Consider the following 13,927-nt stretch of genomic DNA (forward strand, 5'->3'; position numbering starts at 1 on the left):
CTGCATCAATCGACAGCGTAAAGGGCTCAGGTTTCGCCTGAGCGCCTTCTTTTCGTTTGCGGCTCAGCGCACCAGAATGTTGCGGAACTGCCAGGGATCATCCTTGTCGATATCGTCCGGGAAAAAGCCGGGGCGGCCGTCCAGCGGCGTCCAGTCCGTATAGTGTCCCTCTACAGGGCCGAGATAGGGTTTCTGGATTTCGAGGCAGCGGCGGTAATCCATTTCATCCGCCTCGACGATGCCCACTTGCGGGTTCTCCAACGCCCAGACCATGCCGGCCAGAACCGCGGAGCTGACCTGAAGGCCGGTGGCGTTCTGATTTGGAGCAAGCTTGCGCGCCTGTTCGAGCGTCAGGCGCGAGCCGTACCAATAGGCATTCTTCTCATGGCCATAGAGCAGCACGCCGAGTTCATCGGCGCCATCCACCAGTTCCTCTTCCGTCAGAACATGCTGCACGCTTTGAGCCTGTCCGCCATTGCCGAACATCTCGTAGAGAGACAGCACCGCGTCGTTGCAGGGGTGGTAGGCATAGTGGCAGGTGGGGCGGAAGGCGACTTTGCCATCCTCGTCGCGCACAGTGAAGTAATCGGCAATCGAGATCGCCTCGTTGTGGGTAACGAGCAGGCCATATTGCGCCCCGTGCGTCGGACACCAGGTGCGCACGCGGGTGTCGGCACCGGGCTGTTCCAGAAAGATTGCGGCTTTCGATCCCTTTTTGTGCTTTCTGGCGTTCTTCGGCTTCCACTTTTCGTGGCTACCCCAGCCAAGCTCTGCGGGCTGCAGGCCTTCGGCGATGAAGCCTTCCACCGACCATGTGTTCCAGAAAGTGCCGAATGGTTTAGGCTCGCGGGCGCGCTGCGTGTCGCGCTCCGCCACATGCACGCCCTTGACGCCGAGTGTGTGCATCAGCTTCGCCCAGCCCTCGCGGTCGCCCGTTGCCGGCTCTTCGATTTCGAGCTTGAGATCTTTCGCCAGATTGACGAGCGCCTGCTTGACGAACCAGGAAACCATGCCGGGATTGGCGCCGCAGGTGGAAACGGCGGTCGTACCGCCGGGGTGCTTCTTCCGCGCCTTCAACATGGTCTGTCGGAGGTGATAATTGGTGCGGGCGGAATTGTCTGCCTCTCCGTCGAAATAGAAGCCGGGCCAAGGCTCCACGACGGTATCGATATAAAGCATCCCATGCTTGCGGCACAGCTTCATCAGATCCACCGAGGAGGCATCGACCGATAGATTGACGCAGAAGCCCTGACCGTCGACGCCTTCTACCAGCGGGGTCATCACGTCCTTGTAGTTATCCTCGGTCAGATGGGTGCGGATATGACGGATGTTTCTCTCGGCCAGATAATCGGCGATGTCTTCGCGCGGATCGATGACCACCAGTTTCGTCCAGTCGAAGGTGAAATGCCGCTCGATCAAAGGAAGCGTGCCACGGCCGATGGAGCCGAAACCGATCATGATGATGGGGCCGGTGATGTCCCCGTAGATCGGGTATGCTGCTTCCGTCATTTACAATGTCCTTCCAAGACAGGTTTCGAACCAGATTATTCATTCGTATCAATAAAATACAACCACATGACGCGGATATGAAGCCTAACTTCATTCTCTCTTTACTATGGAGAATGACGCATCGTTTTTTGTAATCGTAATTTTGCCATGAGAGATATAATATCATGACTATAAGCGCCCATGATGGACGCTGGCCGGATTTCAGGTGACGAATGTTCCGTCATGATCAGCAGACTTACATGGATAGTCTTCTGGAGCGCGTGTCAGCGCTGCAAGATTTTACCCCCGTCCTCATTGCACTTTACGACACGGAAGACCGCGTGCGCTACGCCAACCGCGCTTTCCGCGAAGCCTTTCATCTTTCCGAAGACAGCTTTCCCACATGGGTCGACATTATTCGGATGAACCATCGCGACCGTGTAGGGCTTATCATTAACACGAAGGATTTCGAAGCCTGGCTTTTGTCGGCGCAATCCCGGCGCGGCAAGCAGCCTTTTCGCGGTCTCGAACTCGACATGCATGACGGTCGCTGGATCTGGATGACGGAGACGGTGGAAACCGATGGCTGGATGCTGTGCGTGGGCAGCGATATTACCGCCCTTCGCCAGAATCAGCGCAGCCTGAGACAGGATCTCGACCTTGCCATGCGTGCGGCACAGACCGACGAGCTGACGGGAACCTCCAATCGACGTTTCGTTTTCGCAAAACTCGCCTGTCACGCCGAAGCCGTCGACAAGGAGATGGAAATGCCCTTCGGCATCTGCATCATCGACATCGATCTCTTCAAAGGGATCAACGACCGTTTCGGTCACCGCGGCGGTGACGCGGTGTTGCGCGATTTCGTCAAGCTGGCGCATTCCACCATTCGCCGCCCGGATTATTTCGGCCGCATCGGCGGCGAGGAATTCATGCTGGTGATGCCGCGTACGGGGCTCGACGAGTGCGTTTCGATTGTCCGGCGCATTCTGGAAAAGGTGGCAGAGACACGCCCCTTTGCCGATTACCCGGATTTTTCCTACAGCTGTTCTGCCGGCGTTGCGCTTTACAAGGCGGGTGAGGGCGCCAACGAACTCTACCACCGCGCTGACCGCGCGCTCTATCTCGCCAAGCAGAATGGCCGCGCACGTCTGGAATCGGTCGTCGACTAGCGTTTTAACACGCTGTAGCCGACGATGCTGTGGGGATGACGCGCCGCAGGATCAGACCAGTTCAGCCGGAACAAGCCCATGCAGCGAATTTCCGACGAATATCTTACGACCTTGCAGATCTTCAGGCTTCAACGCCTGCCCGCGTGCCTTCCTCTCACGAATGAGGTCGGCGCGAAGCACGCCTGGCAAAATGCCGCTATCGAGCGGCGGAGTCAGCAATTGGCCATCCGGACCTTCGACGAAGAGGCTGGTAGCGGAGCCTTCGCAGATTTCGCCGCGCTCGTTGAGAAGCAGGACTTCGTCGGCTTCCTTGGGCGAAAATTCCGCGCGGGCGGCATCATAGGGCTCGCGGCGCGACGACTTGTGCCGGTAGAAGGTGTCGCTTGAATCCAGCCTGGTCTTTTGCGCTATCTTCAGCCGCCAGACAGCATCGGGGGCGACCGGAACGAAAGGCTCGGCTGCAATCTCCATCTCGCCCTTATAGTTCATCACCAATGCGACTTTCATCGGAACGTCGCCATTCACGGTCGTCTTCAGAGCGGAAGCCGGATCCTTCGGGGCGCGGAAACCCAGCGCATCGGCTGAACGCAGCAGGCGGCGCAGGTGTTGCTCCAGCCTCTGGAAGCCGCTTTGCGGCTCCCAGCGCAATGTTTCCCTCAAGGTCAAATCTGCGGGCTTGCGCTTCATGCTCATCGTCCGTCTTCAGCGGATGGCGATCATATCGATCGACCCGTCACGCTTGCGTTTGTGTTATGCCGACTGTCGAGAGTGAGAGCCGCGTGGGCACCCTTGTGTGGCGCGTGTCTCGAACCTCGATTCCAATCAGGTATAAAAACCGGCGAAGCTTGTCCGAAATGGGAGCGTCGCCGGTTTTCGTCGCATAAATTACTTGGCCGCCTCGTCCAGCGCTTCCAGTTCGTCGATCAGGCCTTCGATCATAGACAGACCCTTGCTCCAGAAGGAGGGGTCTGCGGCGTCCAGCCCGAAGGGCTTCAGAAGCTCCGAATGGTGCTTGGTGCCGCCTGCCTTCAGAAGCTCGAAGTACTTTGCCTGGAAGCCCTCGTCGGCATTCTGGTAGACGGCGTAGAGCGAGTTCACCAGGCAGTCGCCAAAGGCATAGGCATAGACGTAAAAGGGCGAGTGAATGAAGTGGGGGATATAGGTCCACCAGGTCTCGTAGCCTTCCGAAATGCGGATGGCCGGTCCGAGGCTTTCTTCCTGTACCGAGAGCCACAATTCTCCAATCTGCTCGGAGGTCAGTTCACCTTCCTTGCGGGCGGTATGAACCTTGCGCTCGAATTCGTAGAAAGCGATTTGGCGGACCACGGTGTTGATCATGTCCTCCACCTTGCGCGCCAGCATGGCCTTGCGCTCGCGCGGATCGGTGGTGGCTTCCAGAAGCTTGCGGAAGGTCAGCATCTCGCCGAAGACGGAGGCCGTCTCGGCAAGGGTCAGTGGCGTGGCGCACATCAGCGCACCCTGCTCACCGGCCAGAACCTGATGCACGCCGTGGCCGAGTTCATGGGCAAGCGTCATCACATCACGCGGCTTGCCGAGGTAATTGACCAGAACGTAGGGGTGAGCGGATGGCACGGTCGGATGGGCGAAGGCACCCGGCGCCTTGCCTGGGCGGGCCGGTGCATCGATCCATTCCTCGTCGAAGAAGCGGCGGGCAATATCGGCCATTTCCGGGGCGAAGGCGCCATAGGCGGACAGCACCATGTCCTTGGCTTCACCCCAGGGGATAATGGCATTGGAGGTATCCGGGAGCGGCGCGTTGCGATCCCAGTAGTTCATCTGCTCCATGCCAAGCCACTTCGCCTTCATCTTATAATAGCGGTGCGACAGGCGGGGATAAGCCTCACGCACGGCAGCGGCCAGTGCATCCACGACCTCGCGTTCGACGCGGTTTGCCAGATGCCGGCTATCGGCAATGTCTTCGAACTTGCGCCAACGATCGGAAATCTCCTTGTCCTTGGCGAGCGTATTGGTGATCAGCGTGAAGACGCGCAGGTTGTCCTTGAAGGTGGCGCCGAGTGCTTCTGCCGCCTTGCGACGCGTCTCCGGGTCCGGCTCCTGTAGCATGTTGAGCGTGGGTTCCAGGGGCAAGCTTTCGCCGTCGATCTCGAAACGCAGATCGGTCATCGTCTCGTCGAAGAGGCGGTTGAAGGCCGCCGCACTCGTCATGGATTTTTCCAGGAATAGCTGCTCCATTCTGTCATCCAACTGGTGCGGCTTGTCCTTGCGCAGGTCCACCAGCCACGGCTTGTAGTGAGCGGCAAGCGCATCCTTTTCGAACGCCGCGTCGATCAGCGCATCGTCGATGCGGTTCAGTTCCAGCGGGAAGAACAAGAGATGCGAGGCGATGTCGGTAAGCTTTGCCTGGGCATCGCCATAGAGCTTGCCATTGGCCGGGTTGGACGTATCGGAGAAGTAGGTGAGGCCGGCAAAGGAGCCGATGCGGCCGAGAATATCGTCCAGCGCCTCATATTCCTTCAGTGCCGCGCCGATGCCCTCATCGCCGGAACGGCTGGCAGCGGTTTCCAGCTTGCCCTTCCACTTCGTCTCGAATGCCCTGGCATCGGTCTGCGCCTTTTGCAGGTCACTCTTGTATTCGGCGGACTCTGCTGAGGGGTAAAGATCGGAAAGCTTCCAGACCGGCAGGTCGCCAAGGGCAGCGCTACCGCTTTCGGCAGGCGAGAGGGCCGGGCTTTGGATCGATGTCTTCAAGGTCATGAAACGCGTCCTTCTTGTCTTCGTAACGAAGCATATGGGTGCCTCTGTTTCCCGCGGCAATGCTTAAAATGCAAGCAATTCTCAAAACCCGATGTTCAAATCTGCCGTGTCAAAGTCGATCCAAAGGGCCTGCATGATGCGGGTCCATAAACCGGAAACCGGAGATCGAAATGACCACGCATGTTCTCATCGTCGATGATGATCCCGTTCAGCGCCGCGTCTTGAAGCAATCCGTTGAGAGCAGCGGCTATCGGTGCCTTGCGGCTGAAAGTGCGAAGGCGGCGTTCGAGCTTTTGAAGACGCGCGGCGGCGAGATCGGCGTCGTCATCATCGATCTGACGATGCGCGGCATGGATGCCCAGTCCTTCATCCGGGGAACGCATGATCTCGGCATTGCCGTACCGGTGATCGTTGAAACCGGGCAGGGCGGTATCGATGTGGTCGTCGAGGCGATGCGTGTCGGGGCGGTCGATTTCGTCGTCAAGCCAGCCTCGCCGGAGCGCTTGGGCACGGCGATTGCGGGAGCGCTAAAATCCGGCGATCAGCCGGCTGTGCGCTCGCTCCGACGCGCCCGCCACAGTGCGCTTGCCCTATCCGATATCGTTTCGGCAAGCCCGGCCATGACGCGGGTGGTGGATCTTTCGAAGCGCGCCAGCCATTCCACAATTCCTGTGGTGCTGGAAGGCGAAGCGGGGGTGGGCAAGGAAACGATCGCCCGCGCCATCCACGCCTCAAGCGACAGGGCGGCCAAACCCTTCGTCATCTTCAATTGCTCTGCGATTTCGCCGGAACTGGTGGACAGCACGCTATTCGGCGGCGAGACGCCTGATTTTCGCGAGAGCGGCGAGCGTCAGACCGGAAAATTCCTTGAGGCCGATGGCGGCACACTGTTCATCGATGAGATCGGCGATCTGCCGCTCGACGTGCAGGTGAAGCTTCTGCGCGCCGTTCAAAGCGCAGAGATCGAGCCTGCAGGTGGGATCAAGACGACGGCCAAGCGTCGCAAGGTTAACGTTCGGCTGATCTCGGCCACCGCAAAGAACCTGATCGAGGAGGTGAAGGAGGGTCGCTTCCGCGAAGATCTCTATTACCGTCTGAATGTCTTTCCCATCACCGTTCCGGCTCTTCGCCGCCGCAGGGAAGACATTCCTTTCCTGGCGCGCGCTTTTGCCGAGCGCTTCTCCATCGAGCAGAAACTGCCTCATGTCCTCGGTTTCAGCGCGTCTGCGCTGGCGTTGCTCACCGCCTATGATTGGCCGGGCAATACACGCCAGCTGGAGAACGCCGTCTTTCGTGCCGCCGTGATGGCGCAGGGTCACGAACTGCTGCCGAGCGATTTCGCTCAGATCGTCAAGCAGGTCACTGGTTTCGGAGAGGGCGAAGAAGACAGGCGTGATCCTCACGCAGAACGGCATGCGATCGTTGACCCGCCCAAGATCGTCGCGGTCGAGCCCCAAGCTGCACCCGCTTCGGTCCCGGCAGCTGAGGTCGAGGCTGAGGTGGCGCATGACGGCGTCTTTCCGGGCGGCAGCCTGATTGCCAGCACCGATGAGACGGGCAACGTCCGCACCATTGCGCAAATCGAGGAGGAGCTGATCCGTTTTGCGCTGCGATTCTATCGTGGCCAGATGAGCCAGGTTGCCCGCAAACTCGGCATTGGGCGCTCCACTCTCTACCGAAAGTTGAAGGATTATGGCATTGATCCCGACGATCCGCTGCGTGATGCAGCGTGAATGCGGGTGCCGACGGCTAAATTAGCCGTTGGCATTTTTGTTAACTCCTGAGCAACGATATTCCCTTACCGTTCATAAACCTCTTGTTAGTTGTCTGTTCACTATATAGAGGAAGGTTGTATGTGTGTGGCAAATTTGCCATCGTGTCACCGTAATTGAGGTTCAAGTGGGACAATGTGACAAATTGTCTGCCAGGCGGGGATCGAATTGCCATATCTAAATCGGAATAACGCGCATGCGACCGAGCCTGCGCGCGGCTTGATCAAAGATATATGCACGAAGCTGTCGGCACGCGCTGTCACTGTCGCGTGCCTTATGCTGGCCGCACTGCCTTTCTTCGCGCTTTCAGCGGCGCAGGCCTCTGCCGAGACACGCAGTCTCAAGCTCTATTATATCCACACCAAAGAAAAAGCCGTCATCACATTCAAGAGAAACGGCAAGTACGATCAAAAGGGCCTGCAGGAGCTTAACCGTTTCTTGCGCGACTGGCGCCGCAACCAGCCCACCAAGATGGATCCGCGCCTTTTCGACCTCGTTTGGGAGGTCTATCGTCGCTCGGGCGCAACCGACTATATCAACGTCGTTTCCGCTTTCCGCTCGCCAGAGACCAACGGCATGCTGCGTTCGCGCACCAAGGGTGTCGCCAAGCATAGTCAGCACACGCTCGGCAAGGCCATGGACTTCTTCATTCCCGGCGTGAAGCTCGCCCGTTTGCGTGAGATCGGCATGCAGATGCAGATCGGCGGCGTTGGCTTCTACCCAACCTCCGGCTCGCCTTTCGTGCATATGGATGTCGGCAACGTTCGCGCCTGGCCACGGATGAGCCGCCAGGAGCTCGTTCGCATCTTCCCGAACGGCAACACCATTCACTTGCCTGCCGATGGCAAGCCGCTGCCGGGCTACGACCAGGCTCTGGCCGATTACAAGAAGCGCGTCAGCTCCTCTTCCATTCAGGTTGCCAGCACCGCTGGTTCTGGACCCGCCGCATCGTCTTCCGGCGGCAAGCGCAAGACGCTTCTCGCAGCGCTCTTTGGCGGTGGCGACGAGGACGAGGATTCCGAAGAAATCGCAACACCCGCAGCACCGGCTGGCCGCTCGCCTGCCCCTGCTGCTGTAGCGGAAGAGGCGGAAGAAGCTCCGGTTGCTGTTGCCTCTGCTGCGCCGGTTCCGAGTGCCGTCAACGCACCGCTTCCGACAGCACGCCCGGCTTTCCGCGGCGAAGAGGGTTCGAATGGCCTTGCGACGGCGCTTTATTCGCCGGGTCGCAGCGCCGCCCAGGATGCGCTTCAGGCCGCGACCACGCCGACACCGACAGCCGCACCGGCTGAACAGAAATTCGCCGATCTCGCAGAGGTCTCCGTTCCGGTTCCGACGCTTCTTGGACCACGCGGCATGCGCGGCGATGCTCAGGCTTCGGTCATGACCGCCTCGCTCGATCCTGAAAACGCTCCTGCCGATGCGCTGGTCGCTCATGTGCCGGTCCCTGCCAACCGTCCGGCTGTCGCCGAAGCGTTGCTTGCCTCGGCAAGTACCGAAGCGGAAGGACAGGACGACGAGGCTGACGCCCAAGCGTCGCTCTCTCCGACGGTGATTGCCGCGCTCGAACAGAGCGGACAGGATGCGCGCTCCGCCATCGCGACTGCCGGAATGCCGACAGCGGCACCATTCCCGGCATCGGCTTACGCTGCTCCGACGCCAAAGGAAGCTCCTCGCCAAGTGGCGAAGCTCGAACCGATGGTTGCTCCGAAGCAACAGACATTCGGTGACGAATTCGATCCGAAGCCTGCGGCCAACGCCAATAGCGGCCTCAATGCCGGTCTGCCGACCAAGGGCGGGCGCCCGAGCAAGCAGGATGCCGTCGTGTCGCAGCAGGCCATGGTCAGCGGTGGACGCCTGACACAGGAAGCGATTTCCGACTGGGCGCTTAGCCAGAACAAGGGTGCAACCGTTCGTGCGGTCAAGGCACCGCGTGTCAGCAACCGTATCCTTAGCCATGACATGTCGGCCTCTGCCGCCAATGCAAGTTTCCGCCAGGGCGCCAAGGCAATCGACTCCAGCCGCTTCAGTTCGCCAGTCAGAATGCCCTGAACCTAAGGCCCGCCCGGGCCTTGGAGTAAGGTCCGCGCAGACGCGTATCGCGGCTTAAAACAGCTGTGAAAATCATCAAAGCGTGTCGCGCGGATCGAAAAGATCGCGGCACGCTTTTTCCGTTGCGCACCCGATGCAGGATCGTTGCCACCGTTTCAATCTCATGTCTGCACACAGTCCGTATCTGAAGTCCGCGACACAAGGCTTGCGTGGAGCTGCCTGACGCGCTGAGGGCCACCTTGACGCCCATGCTCGGCGCTGTTAACCCTTCGTTAGTTGCTTTGGTCGTCGCGGCAAGAGTTGTGCGTTTATTGCCGCCTGCAACAGTGTTCACAGTTGGCGCAAAGGCAGTGGTCGGTTTGATCACAGCAGGCATGAAGCATTTTTCAATGCGCCGGTTCTGACGAGCCATGTCCCAGATAAATTCGCTGCTCGTGTTCGAGGTCGAGGTCGAGGTCGTGCCTGTAGGCGCCCTTGCGGCTGCCGTGTCCATCCGTTTTTTTCCGTCCATCGGCGGAGAACAGGCGTGTTCAGGCGACCACCGTGACATGAGCATGATCGATAAGTAATCGACGGTATTCGCGCTCATGACCATTATTGCCAATCTCGCCCCCCGGCAGATCGCCACGCTCTCCACCTCCGTCATTGCAGGCCTGTCCTCGGCCGATGTGGATCAGCTGAGTGCGGCCCAGATCAAGGCGCTGACGAGCGCCCAGATCGGTGCGCTCAATACGTCCGTTATTTCGAGCCTGTCTGCAAGCGAGGTCGGGGCGATCGCACCGAAGTCGATCACCGGCCTGACGCTTGGCCAATTGAGCGCGATTGGCACGGTGCAGCTGTCCGGCCTGACCGCACAGCAGGTCGCCGCGCTCTACACGAGCCAGATGGAGGGCCTCTCCTCGTTCCAGATCGCGGCGCTGGATACAAGGCAAGTTGCGGCTTTGACCGGCGCCCAGCTCGCGACATTGTCTTCCTCAGAACTGAACAGCTTCAGCGACGACGAACTGACCGTGATCAAGAAGGCCTCCATGTCCGGTCTTTCGACGGCTGCTCTTGCCGGTCTTTCCGCGGCAAAGATTGCCGTATTGACCACGCAGCAGATATCTTCGCTGACATCAGCGCAGATGGGGGCATTGACGAGCGCGCAGTTTTCCGCGCTGACGGCGGAGCAGTTCGGCGCGCTGACACCGAAGCTTATCACCGGTCTATCGACTGCCGTCATCGCCGCACTGCCAACGGAAAAGCTTGCAGCACTGACCACCCGTCAGGTCGCGGCGCTGACGACAACGCAGTTCAATGCATTGAGTTCTGCGAGCATCGCAGCCCTTGGCGCCGCACAGGTGGCGGGATTGACTGCGGGGCAGGCGGCGACGCTGTCTGCCGCCGAACTCAACAGCTTCAGCGCGGACGAAATCGCCTCGATCAAGAAGAACGTGATTGCGTCGCTGGGCACCTCCACCATTGCGGGACTGTCCACCGGTCTCCTTTCAGCCTTCACGACCGGACAAATCGGAGCGTTGTCCTCTGCTCAGTTGCAGGCCCTCACCGTCGCCCAGCTCTCGGCGCTCAGCGGTGAACAGCTCGCATCCCTGAAGGGACCGCAGATCGCCAGCCTTTCGACCGCCACCATTGCCGGACTGGACGACGATACTCTGGCGAGCCTGACCTCGCGGCAAATCGGTTCGCTGACCGCGGCACAGTTTCAGGCACTCAGCTCCGGCGACATTGCGTCGCTGAACGAGAGCCAGATTACCGGGCTTTCCGCGTTGCAGATGGCAACCTTCTCTGCGGAAGAGATCAACAGCTTCACCTCAGCGGAAATCGCCGCCTTGCAGAAGAGGGCGCTTCCCGGATTATCGACGGCGGCCATCGCCGGATTGTCCACCGGGCTTTTGACTGCGCTGACGACCAGCCAGATTTCGGCGCTGTCCACGGTGCAGATCAAGGCGTTGACCTCCCAGCAGCTCCAGGCGCTGACGCCTGCTCAATTCGCGGCTTTGTCGCCGCAGCAGGTCGCCGGTCTTTCCACCTCCGTCATTTCCAATCTGACGACACAAGTTCTGTCGGCCATGAGCACGAAGCAGATTGCGTCTCTGACGAGCGAGCAATTCGAAGCTCTCAGTTCCGGCAGCATCGAGGCGCTCACCCAAGCGCAGGTGGCTGCCCTGAATGCAAAACAACTGGCAACCCTTTCGGCCGCGGAACTGAACAGCTTCACCGCCGACGAGATCGCGTCCATCAAGAACGCAGCGCTCAAGGGGCTCAGCACGACATCGCTCAGCGGCATGGACTCCACCCACCTCTCAGCCTTTTCGGCAACGCAGCTTAGGTCGATGAGCACAGCGCAGGCCAATATTGTGATTGCAGCCTATCAGGAACATTGACCCATTGATGCGTGGTCTTACCATGCGCAATCGTCGCCAGGACGTTTTTCAGTCTTGGGAACGCGTGAAGCGGGCTCTGATTTTTTAAACCGATGCACCGTGTTTGCCGGAAGTGAGTCCGGCTCGGGCGGGTGTCGTCCCGCTGGGTAGCGCGTGGATATTCATCAAAAAAGCCAGCGTGTCGTGAGACGCGCTGGCTTTTTTGTTCGTTGCGGGCTCTCGGGCCTTCGCCGAGATATAAGCGGGAGGCTCGATCCTTTAGACGCTTGGCCTTGGAACGAAAGAGGGGTAGGCCGAGCTTACCCCTCCGATACCTGTTCAAAGAGTGAAGCGATCTTCGACGACAGCTTCCATCGCGAAAGCGTAGTCCCGCTTATCGCAGAATACGCTCTTAAACGCCGCTCTGGCCGTCCTGCCCGATATAGGCGATGCGAACCATGTTGGTAGCGCCGGGCGTGCCGAGCGGGACACCGGCCGAGATGATGATGCGGTCGCCGGGCTTGCCGAAGCCTTCCGCCACGACGATGCGGCATGCGCGGTTGACCATGTCGTCGAGATCGCTCGCGTCGCTCGTGACCACGCAGTGCAGGCCCCAGACGACAGAGAGACGGCGGGCCGTCTGGATGATCGGCGAGAGGGCGATGATCGGAACCTGCGGACGCTCGCGCGCAGCGCGAAGGCCGGTGGTGCCGGACGAGGTGTAGGTAACGATTGCGGAAAGACGCAGCGTTTCGGCAATCTGGCGGGCAGCAAGCGAAATGGCGTCCGCGCCGGTTGCTTCCGGCTGGGCGCGCTGCGCGTAGATGATGTTGGAATAGTGCGGATCCTGTTCCACGGTGCTGGCGATGGAGGCCATGGTGGAGACGGCTTCGACCGGGTAATCGCCGGACGCGGATTCGGCAGACAGCATGATCGCATCTGCGCCTTCGAAAACGGCGGTTGCAACGTCGGAGACTTCGGCGCGGGTCGGAACCGGGGCGGAAATCATCGATTCCAGCATCTGCGTGGCAACGACCACTGGCTTGCCGGCGCGGCGGCAGGCGCGGGTCAGCTGCTTCTGGATGCCGGGAACGGCTTCGAGCGGCATTTCGACGCCAAGGTCGCCGCGGGCCACCATCAACGCGTCGGACAGTTCGATGATCTCTTCGATGCGTTCGATGGCCTGCGGCTTTTCGATCTTCGACATCAGGCCGACGCGGTTGCCGGCAATCTTGCGCACTTCCGCCAGATCTTCAGGACGCTGGACGAAGGAAAGAGCGACCCAGTCGACTTCCTCGGTCGCCAGAACGGCGGCGAGGTCGGAACGGTCCTTGTCGGTCAGAACGCCTACGCCAAGCAGCGTGTCGGGCAGGCTGATGCCCTTGCGGTCGGAAATCTTGGTGCCGGAGACGACGGTAGTGACGATGCTCTTGCCGTCGCATTTTTCAGCGCGCAGATGCAGCTTGCCGTCATCGATGAGCAGCCGGTCGCCGGGCTTCACGGATTCGAGGATTTCCGGATGCGGCAGGAAGACGCGGTTCTTGTCGCCAGGGGCCTCGTTGTTGTCGAGCGTGAAGGTCTGACCAGCGACGAGGTCGACCTTGGTATCGGCAAACTTGCCAACGCGCAGCTTCGGTCCCTGCAAATCCGCCAGAATGCCGATCGGACGGCCGTTGCGGCTTTCAACAGAGCGAATACGCTGGATCAGCGTGCGCATCAGATCGTGGCTCGCATGGCTCATATTGATGCGGAAGAGATCGGCGCCGGCAAGATGAAGCTTCTCGATCATCGCCTCTTCTGCCGAAGCGGGGCCGAGAGTTGCAAGGATTTTGACTTTGCGGTTACGCTTCATCAGTTCTGACTTTCCTGTGTTCCTGGCGTGTCCGAAAGCTGGACCATCCAGCTTCCCTGCCTGCCCGTATCGTATTCCTTGAAGCCCATGCGCTGGAAGCTGCGGGCATAGCAATCATCGACACCGGTGATCTTGAATTCGTTTTCTGCCACGCACATGTTGACGTCGCCGGTCCAGCGACCGCCGCGGGCGGCATCTTCAGCGTAGAGGTAATAATAACGCGATTGCAGCTCACCCTCGATCAGGGTCGCGCATGTGGAAGCAGGCACCTGCCACCAGCCTTCGCTGACCCAGCCTTCCTTTGCGCGGTAACCAATGGCAACGCCCACAAGGTTTTGCGTGCTATTGCAGACGCGGAAATCCGCCCATGCCGGCTGCGCTGCGAGAAGGGGAGAAGAGAGGACGGCGGCTGCGGTAAGAGTGCGGATCGCGCGCCGGTGCTTCTTGAGGAGAGCGGAGAATGTGTATGTCACGGCGTCCATCCGGATTCCATGGTTA

General features: G+C 59.8%; 10 protein-coding genes. 4 read left to right on the forward strand and 6 right to left on the reverse strand.

The genetic code is table 11. The annotated features are described in order from the left end of the window. Window positions 1–63 precede the first annotated feature (63 nt). Window positions 64–1,509: a homospermidine synthase gene (locus tag QZ869_RS01500; protein ID WP_296102155.1), complete on the reverse strand. Its 1,446-nt coding sequence runs from the start codon at window positions 1,507–1,509 to the stop codon at window positions 64–66. A 239-nt stretch (window positions 1,510–1,748) separates the two neighbouring features. On the opposite strand from QZ869_RS01500, the gene QZ869_RS01505 reads away from it, so the two are divergent. Next, window positions 1,749–2,657 carry a sensor domain-containing diguanylate cyclase gene (locus tag QZ869_RS01505; protein WP_296102157.1) on the forward strand — a complete coding sequence of 303 codons (909 nt, stop codon included), beginning with the start codon at window positions 1,749–1,751 and terminating at the stop codon, window positions 2,655–2,657. 51 nt (window positions 2,658–2,708) lie between these two features. On the opposite strand, the gene QZ869_RS01510 is transcribed toward QZ869_RS01505, so the two are convergent. Beyond that, a complete protein-coding gene (locus tag QZ869_RS01510) occupies window positions 2,709–3,344 on the reverse strand; it encodes an aminotransferase class IV family protein (protein WP_296016633.1) in 636 nt (211 codons plus the stop codon). A 198-nt stretch (window positions 3,345–3,542) separates the two neighbouring features. Continuing rightward, on the reverse strand, window positions 3,543–5,393 hold the full coding sequence (locus tag QZ869_RS01515; RefSeq protein WP_296102158.1) for a M3 family oligoendopeptidase: 1,851 nt from the start codon (window positions 5,391–5,393) through the stop codon (window positions 3,543–3,545). Between the two features lie 170 nt (window positions 5,394–5,563). Here QZ869_RS01515 and QZ869_RS01520 point away from each other — a divergent pair, with 170 nt between their 5' ends. Both QZ869_RS01520 and QZ869_RS01525 read left to right on the forward strand, forming a co-directional pair. Further along, window positions 5,564–7,126 carry a sigma-54 dependent transcriptional regulator gene (locus QZ869_RS01520; RefSeq protein WP_296102159.1) on the forward strand — a complete coding sequence of 521 codons (1,563 nt, stop codon included), beginning with the start codon at window positions 5,564–5,566 and terminating at the stop codon, window positions 7,124–7,126. 315 nt (window positions 7,127–7,441) lie between these two features. Continuing rightward, the gene (locus tag QZ869_RS01525) at window positions 7,442–9,214 is read left to right on the forward strand and encodes a DUF882 domain-containing protein (RefSeq protein WP_296038421.1); all 1,773 of its coding nucleotides are present in this window, start codon (window positions 7,442–7,444) and stop codon (window positions 9,212–9,214) included. Here the strand turns inward: QZ869_RS01525 and QZ869_RS01530 are convergent. Beyond that, a complete protein-coding gene (locus QZ869_RS01530) occupies window positions 9,201–9,803 on the reverse strand; it encodes a hypothetical protein (protein ID WP_296102160.1) in 603 nt (200 codons plus the stop codon). The two genes, QZ869_RS01525 and QZ869_RS01530, sit on opposite strands and share 14 nt — an antisense overlap. On the opposite strand from QZ869_RS01530, the gene QZ869_RS01535 reads away from it, so the two are divergent. Then, window positions 9,802–11,598 carry a hypothetical protein gene (locus tag QZ869_RS01535; protein ID WP_296102161.1) on the forward strand — a complete coding sequence of 599 codons (1,797 nt, stop codon included), beginning with the start codon at window positions 9,802–9,804 and terminating at the stop codon, window positions 11,596–11,598. The two genes, QZ869_RS01530 and QZ869_RS01535, sit on opposite strands and share 2 nt — an antisense overlap. A 391-nt stretch (window positions 11,599–11,989) precedes the next feature. On the opposite strand, the gene pyk is transcribed toward QZ869_RS01535, so the two are convergent. After that, the gene (gene pyk, locus QZ869_RS01540) at window positions 11,990–13,429 is read right to left on the reverse strand and encodes a pyruvate kinase (protein ID WP_296016489.1); all 1,440 of its coding nucleotides are present in this window, start codon (window positions 13,427–13,429) and stop codon (window positions 11,990–11,992) included. After that, complete coding sequence (locus tag QZ869_RS01545) at window positions 13,429–13,911, reverse strand: DUF1036 domain-containing protein (RefSeq protein WP_296016490.1); 483 nt, start codon at window positions 13,909–13,911, stop codon at window positions 13,429–13,431. Before QZ869_RS01545 ends, pyk begins: the two co-directional genes overlap by 1 nt. Window positions 13,912–13,927: the final 16 nt, after the last annotated feature.

This window comes from uncultured Agrobacterium sp., assembly GCF_913777885.1.
GTDB lineage: Bacteria > Pseudomonadota > Alphaproteobacteria > Rhizobiales > Rhizobiaceae > Agrobacterium.

Coding starts and splice junctions, on each gene's coding strand:
- QZ869_RS01500 (WP_296102155.1), bottom strand. CDS start 1,509: ATGACGGAAGCAGCATACCCGATCTACGGGGACATCACCGGCCCCATC.
- QZ869_RS01505 (WP_296102157.1), top strand. CDS start 1,749: ATGGATAGTCTTCTGGAGCGCGTGTCAGCGCTGCAAGATTTTACCCCC.
- QZ869_RS01510 (WP_296016633.1), bottom strand. CDS start 3,344: ATGAAGCGCAAGCCCGCAGATTTGACCTTGAGGGAAACATTGCGCTGG.
- QZ869_RS01515 (WP_296102158.1), bottom strand. CDS start 5,393: ATGACCTTGAAGACATCGATCCAAAGCCCGGCCCTCTCGCCTGCCGAA.
- QZ869_RS01520 (WP_296102159.1), top strand. CDS start 5,564: ATGACCACGCATGTTCTCATCGTCGATGATGATCCCGTTCAGCGCCGC.
- QZ869_RS01525 (WP_296038421.1), top strand. CDS start 7,442: ATGCTGGCCGCACTGCCTTTCTTCGCGCTTTCAGCGGCGCAGGCCTCT.
- QZ869_RS01535 (WP_296102161.1), top strand. CDS start 9,802: ATGACCATTATTGCCAATCTCGCCCCCCGGCAGATCGCCACGCTCTCC.
- QZ869_RS01530 (WP_296102160.1), bottom strand. CDS start 9,803: ATGAGCGCGAATACCGTCGATTACTTATCGATCATGCTCATGTCACGG.
- pyk (WP_296016489.1), bottom strand. CDS start 13,429: ATGAAGCGTAACCGCAAAGTCAAAATCCTTGCAACTCTCGGCCCCGCT.
- QZ869_RS01545 (WP_296016490.1), bottom strand. CDS start 13,911: ATGGACGCCGTGACATACACATTCTCCGCTCTCCTCAAGAAGCACCGG.